This is a genomic window from bacterium (genome assembly GCA_040753085.1).
Taxonomy (GTDB): Bacteria; UBA9089; JASEGY01; order JASEGY01; family JASEGY01; genus JASEGY01.
In genome coordinates, this window is the sequence record JBFMHI010000162.1 from 1 (window position 1) to 6,209 (window position 6,209).

Annotated in this window: 4 protein-coding genes; 3 read left to right on the forward strand and 1 reads right to left on the reverse strand. The window is 46.6% G+C overall.

Annotation, left to right across the window (positions count from 1 at the left end):
- Nucleotides 1-191: 191 nt before the first annotated feature.
- From coaD to recG, 3 genes are read left to right on the forward strand one after another with little or no spacing between them, the layout of a single operon-like run.
- On the forward strand, nucleotides 192-734 hold the full coding sequence (gene coaD, locus AB1797_12365) for a pantetheine-phosphate adenylyltransferase (protein ID MEW5768392.1): 543 nt from the start codon (nucleotides 192-194) through the stop codon (nucleotides 732-734).
- Nucleotides 735-2,891, forward strand: coding sequence for an alpha-amylase/4-alpha-glucanotransferase domain-containing protein (locus AB1797_12370; protein ID MEW5768393.1), 2,157 nt, complete (start codon nucleotides 735-737; stop codon nucleotides 2,889-2,891). It abuts the gene before it with no gap.
- Nucleotides 2,892-2,935: 44 nt separating this feature from the next.
- Nucleotides 2,936-5,122: an ATP-dependent DNA helicase RecG gene (recG, locus tag AB1797_12375; protein ID MEW5768394.1), complete on the forward strand. Its 2,187-nt coding sequence runs from the start codon at nucleotides 2,936-2,938 to the stop codon at nucleotides 5,120-5,122.
- A 211-nt stretch (nucleotides 5,123-5,333) separates the two neighbouring features.
- Here recG and AB1797_12380 read toward each other — a convergent pair whose 3' ends face one another.
- Nucleotides 5,334-5,873 (reverse strand): nucleotidyl transferase AbiEii/AbiGii toxin family protein, encoded by a 540-nt coding sequence (locus AB1797_12380; protein MEW5768395.1) that lies wholly within the window; start codon nucleotides 5,871-5,873, stop codon nucleotides 5,334-5,336.
- Between the last annotated feature and the right edge of the window lie 336 nt (nucleotides 5,874-6,209).

Consider the following 6,209-nt stretch of genomic DNA (forward strand, 5'->3'; position numbering starts at 1 on the left):
CGGGTGCGTCCCGCGCGCGGCCGAACATGCGGGCGCCGCCCGCCGCGCCGTTCAGCCGACCGCGAAGCAGTCGGCTGAACTTGATTTTGAGTAGATACTAAAAAGGCGACTCAAAACCGTAGGATTCAAGGATTCGAGGGGTCAAGGGTTCAAGGAAAGTCACTCGAATCCTTGAGCCCTATGACGAATAAATGAACGCGAAACCCGATGACCTGCTAGCGGGTGCCCCAAACCCGAAACGTAGTATAGCTGTTTACCCTGGTAGTTTTGATCCTCTGACTTATGGCCATTTAGATATCATTGAACGGGCGCTGGCTATCTTTTCACCTTTGATCGTGGCGGTAGTTGACAATCCTAACAAGCGGCCTTTTTTCTCTGTTTCAGAAAGGGTGGCTATGTTGGAAGAAATAGGGGGCAATTATCCCGGACAGGTGGTCATTAAAGAATTTAGCGGGTTACTGGTCGATTTTCTGAGGAGAGAGCAGGCCGCCTTTATTATTCGTGGACTGAGGGCAGTTTCGGATTTTGAACATGAATTTATGATGGCCATTATGAACCGTAAGTTGGCGCCGGAGATAGATACTATCTTTTTGATGACCAACGAAGAACATTTTTATCTCTCTTCCAGCAGCGTCAAAGAGGTGGCCAAGTTGGGCGGAGATTTAAAAGGATTGGTACCTCCGGTGGTGGAACAGAAGTTGAAAGAAAAATACGGGAAGGGAGGAACGGAATAATTGAACGAGATCGGTTTTGCCCTGTGTTTCCACTCCCACCAACCTATTGGTAATTTTGAACATGTCTTGGAAGAGGCCTACCGAAGAGCCTACCTACCCTTAATTGAGGTTTTAAAACGACACCCCTCGATCAAGATCAGCCTTCATTATACCGGCATTCTTTTAGATTGGTTCAGGTCGCATTATCCTGAGATAATTGAAGATTTGAAGGGTATGGTGGAAGAAGGCAGGTTGGAATTATTGACGGGTGGCTTTTATGAGCCTATTATGGGTAATATCCCTGACCGTGATAAGATCGGCCAGATCAAGAGTCTGAGTAAGACGGTGGAGGGGCTTTGTGGATATTCTCCCCAAGGGATGTGGGTAGCGGAGAGGGTCTGGGAGCCTTATCTGGCTAAACCCATCGTTGAAGCAGGGGTGAAATATATCATCATTGACGATGCCCATTTTCTCCAGGCCGGTTTTAAGGGAGATGACCTCTTTGGTTACTATATGACTGAGGAAGAGGGAAAGATGTTGGCTGTCTTTCCCGGCAGTAAAGAGCTTCGCTATATCATTCCTTTTGCCGGGAATCCGGCTGAATTGATCGATTTTTTGAGAAACAAAGCCGAGCAAGGCGTAGGACGATTGGCTCTTATGGCTGATGATGGGGAGAAATTTGGTCTCTGGCCCGGGACCTTCGATTGGGTTTTTGGTAAAGGCAGGTGGCTGGATCGTCTCTTTGATTTAGTAGAGCAAAATAGCGATTGGATCAAGACTTACACTCTTAGTTCCTGGATGGCGCAGCAGGGTCCTCTGGGGAGGGCCTATTTGCCCACTGGTTCTTACGCTGAGATGATGGAATGGGCTATGCCGGCTGAGTCTATTTTGCTTTATGAAGACCTTTTAGACCATTTGAAGGCCGAAGGGATCCTGGAGAAATACAGCCCCTTTATCCGGGGTGGATTCTGGCGGAATTTCCTGGTCAAGTATCCGGAAAGTAATCAGATGCACAAAAAGATGCTCTATGTGAGCGACAAGGTCGCCATGCTTCCCGGAAACAAAAAGATAACCAGAGAGGCCCGGGATGAACTCTGGAAGGGACAGTGTAACTGTGCCTATTGGCATGGTGTCTTTGGCGGCCTTTACCTGCCGCATCTTCGGTCGGCCATTTATCAGCATCTCATTACCGCTGAGACCCTGGCGGATAAAGAATTTCATGCCGAATCTACCTGGTTGGATGTAGATATTGCTGATTTAGATAAAGATAGCTACCGTGAAATCCTTATTAATACTGACCAACTGAATCTCTATTTTCATCCCAAAGAAGGCGGATGTCTCTTTGAACTGGACTGGAAGCCCAATCCTTACAATATCCTTGACACCCTTAGTCGCAGAAAGGAGGCTTATCATCAGAAACTTCTCTCTGCCTCGGGATCAGGGGATGATGAAGGGGGGGGAACAAAGAGCATTCACGACCTAGTTCGAGTGAAAGAAAAAGGACTAGAGGATTACCTTAATTATGATTGGTACCGACGTTTGTCCCTGATCGATCACTTCCTGAGGGAAGATACTACCTTAGAGGATTTTGCCGCCTGCAAGTATTGGGAGCAAGGTGACTTTGTGAATCAGCCTTATCTTCATGAGATACAACAGCGTAGAGGGGAGGCGATCTTAACCCTGGCCCGGCATGGCCACGTCTGGGTTGGTCCCGATCATCTTCCCGTGCAGGTGGTTAAACGAATAAAGATGAGAGAGAATTTAGGCGAGCTAAGGATTGACTATGAGGTGACTAACTCTTCGGATCGTTCTTTATCCCTCTGGTTTGGGGTGGAATTTAACTTTGCTATGCTTGGTGGTCACAGTCCGGACAGGTATTATTTTATCCCTGGCCGTTCATTAAGGGGAGACCGGCTGGATTCGAGGGGAGAGACCAGAGATGTTACTGAATTTGGGTTAAGGGATGAGTTCCTACATCTGGAAATTAGATTCCGCCTAAATAAAGAAGCCACCTTGTGGCGATTCCCTATTGAGACGGTGTCACAATCAGAAGGGGGCTTCGAGCGGATTTATCAGTCCTCAGTGCTTTTGCCTAATTTTCGTTTTTCCCTCTCGCCCGGAGAGGTCTGGAAGGTGGAATTAGTCAAGGCACTCAATGACATGCGGATTGCGGACTGAAGCTTTTAAATCCGAAATCCGAAATCCGAAATCCGCAATGCCCTATGATGTCTAACAAGATACTCCTGAAGGATCTCACTCAGTCTATTCAATATCTAAAAGGGGTTGGTCCAAAAAGGGCCAAGATTCCGGAACTGCTCGGCCTCACCACCGTCGGTGATATCCTTCAATATTACCCCAGAATCTACCAGGATCGCCGACATATAAAACCTATTAGTCAGCTTCGAAAAGGGGAGAGGGAAACCATAAAAGGGGTGGTCATAGGGGCGGAGCAAACCGGACGAAGAAATATCCTTAAGATTATGGTCAGTGATGGGACCGGTTATATCAGTCTGGTCTGTTTTGGCCGGCCTCAGATGCGTAAATACCTGCCGACCGGCACCCATATCATCCTCACCGGCCGGGTTAATGTCTTCCGGAGTGAGATTCAAATATCCGATTTTGAATACGAAATCCTCAAAGATAACGAAGATGATCTGATTCATACCAACCGGATTGTCCCCCTTTATCCCCTTGGATTAGGTCTTCCCCAGGGTGCCCAGCGAACCATGCGGTTGATTGCCCGACTTGCCCTTGACCGCTATGTTCAGGACCTGGCCGAACCTCTACCTTCTTCCATCCTCGTCAAATACCGCTTGCCGGACGCTTCTTCAGCCATTAAAGGCATTCATTTCCCGGACAGTGAAGAGGAATATAAGCAAGCCCGGTCTCGACTGGTTTTTGATGAATTCTTTTACCTTCAGTTGGCCCTGGGGATGAGGCGGCAGCGAGAGAGACAAAAAGAGGGGATCGCTTATACCAATCAAGGGAAATTAGCCGAGGTCTTTATTCGTTCTCTCCCTTTTTCTCTGACCAGGGCTCAAGAGCGGGTGATTCAGGAGATACGCCGGGATATGGGTTCACCCACCCCGATGAACCGTCTGCTGCATGGGGATGTGGGATCAGGCAAGACCGTGGTGGCGGCGGTGGCTGCCTTGACGGCGGTGGAAGATGGGTGCCAGGCGGCCGTGCTTGCGCCCACCGAAATACTGGCCGAGCAGCACTACTTCAATCTCAGCCAATATTTTGTAAAAGCCGCCAGCCAGTTCGCTTCTCCAGGGATTTCTCCCTCCCCCCATCTGGCCCTTTTAACCAGCGGTCTTAAAGCCAGGGAAAAAGAAGAGACCCTGGGCCAAGTGAGATCAGGGGAAGTAAATATAATTGTGGGCACCCACGCCCTGATTCAGGAAGGGGTAGAATTTCATCGGCTGGGGCTGGTTATCATTGATGAGCAGCACCGGTTTGGGGTTATGCAGCGGGCAGCCCTGCGTGACAAGGCCCAACTTACCTCAACCGTGGCTCCAGACTGCCTGGTGATGACGGCTACCCCCATACCCCGCACCCTGGCCTTGACTGTTTACGGCGATCTGGATACCTCGGTTCTGGATGAACTTCCGCCCGGGAGAAGGCAGGTTATCACCAAATGCCGGTCAGCCGAAAGCCTACCCAGGATATACGCCTTTATTAGAGATCAGGTCAAGGCCGGTAGGCAGGCCTATATTGTTTATCCTCTCATTGAAGAATCAGAGGAGTTAGACCTCAAGGCCGCCACAGTGGCGTATGAACATTTAACTAAGGAGGTCTTTCCTGATTTGAGAGTCGGCCTGCTTCATGGGCGAATAAGGCCTGATGAAAAGGATGAAATTATGCAGGCTTTTTATGAGCATAGGTTAGACGTCCTTGTGGCCACTTCGGTTATCGAAGTGGGCATAGATGTGCCCAACGCCTCTATCATGATGATCGAGGAGGCCGAGAGGTTCGGTCTGGCCCAACTTCATCAGCTCAGGGGCCGGGTGGGCCGCTCTACCCATCCCTCTTACTGCATCCTGCTAACCAAATCACAGATTGCCGAGGCGGTTAATTCCCCCCATACCATTCCTGATGATGATAGTCTGGCTAAGGCAGTGCAGCGGATCTCTTCTCTGGTTCAGACCAATGATGGTTTTAAGATCGCCGAAGCTGATCTGGCTATCCGAGGGCCAGGCGAGTTCTTCGGGACCAGACAATCAGGTATGCCGGAACTCAAGCTGGCCAACCCTATTCAGGACATAAAACAGCTTCAGGCGGCTCGTGAGGAGGCATTCTCTATCCTCGAAAATGACCCGACCTTCTCTAATCCCGAACACCAGCTCCTCCGCCAGGTCTTTGAGCATAATTTCAAAGACAGACTCGTCTTGAGCGAGATTAGCTAGAGCAAGCGGGGTCTGACCTCACTATTTCTAAGGTAGACTGAAAGGTTTTCTGAAGATTTTAATATCATTGAGTTCCTGTTTGTTCGGCTTGAGTTCGGATAGGAAATCAAAATATTCGTTAAGAGAATTTTGTTGAGCGTAGTTAGTATTAGCGGTTTTTTTAATATTTGAAGATATGAATGCTTTATGGTCCCAAGGAAGGAAAGTAAGATTATCGATCCTGGTTTTTTTTACCTGTGATTTCATCATAGTAGTTCTCCAGGCCATATTTTTTAAAAAGTAGTCTTACGGTATCCCTGTCAAGATTTGTAAGATGGAATACCTCTTTAATATCAGCAAGTTCTTTGTATTTTCTGTTAGGGTCATTTTGAATAGCGAATAACTTCAGAGCAATCAAATGTTCAGGACTAATTACTGGAAGTTCAAAATCTACAAAAATAGGCTTCTTCTTTGTAGATTTAAAGATAATATGGGCAGTTTTGTCATCTATATAAACTAAATCTATTCTTATTGAGCCAAGTGGATGTAAATGGCAGGAAAAACCTTCTGAGAGGCTTAATGTTTTAAAACCAAGCGACTCAAGATATTCAACAATTCTTTTTTGATATTCAATTCTGGTAATGAAATCAATATCAGATGTTGCTCGGGTATATCCATAAGCATAAAGAGCAAATGCTCCAATAATTGCATATTCAAAATTTTCGTGTTCAAAGAATCTCGTTATTATCATAAATTGTTCTTTTATAGTCATTAAATCTATCCCTTCTTGTTAAAGTAAGTATATCATAAAGTTTAAGTTTTGTCAAAAACTTTCGACCTGTATGGTTAGCTTAACCTTACTCACATCTTTTAAAAACCACGAAGCACACGAAGAACACGAAGAATTATAGAACAAATCTTTTGGGTGTGGCTATTTTGTATTACGATACAATTTCTTTTATAGGTAGGAGTTATGATATAAAAGAGCTAAAAAAAAAGCTCCTTTCTGCCGAGTTATGTAATGGAGGATTCAATAGCCCAGCAGAAAGGAGAACTAAATGAGAACGGGAGAAAGATTTGCTTCTACTAAAGAATCGACAAATTTGAC

Excerpts from the sequence above, each read along its gene's own strand:
- coaD (MEW5768392.1), top strand. The coding sequence starts at position 192 with ATGAACGCGAAACCCGATGACCTGCTAGCGGGTGCCCCAAACCCGAAA.
- recG (MEW5768394.1), top strand. The coding sequence starts at position 2,936 with ATGATGTCTAACAAGATACTCCTGAAGGATCTCACTCAGTCTATTCAA.
- AB1797_12380 (MEW5768395.1), bottom strand. The coding sequence starts at position 5,873 with ATGACTATAAAAGAACAATTTATGATAATAACGAGATTCTTTGAACAC.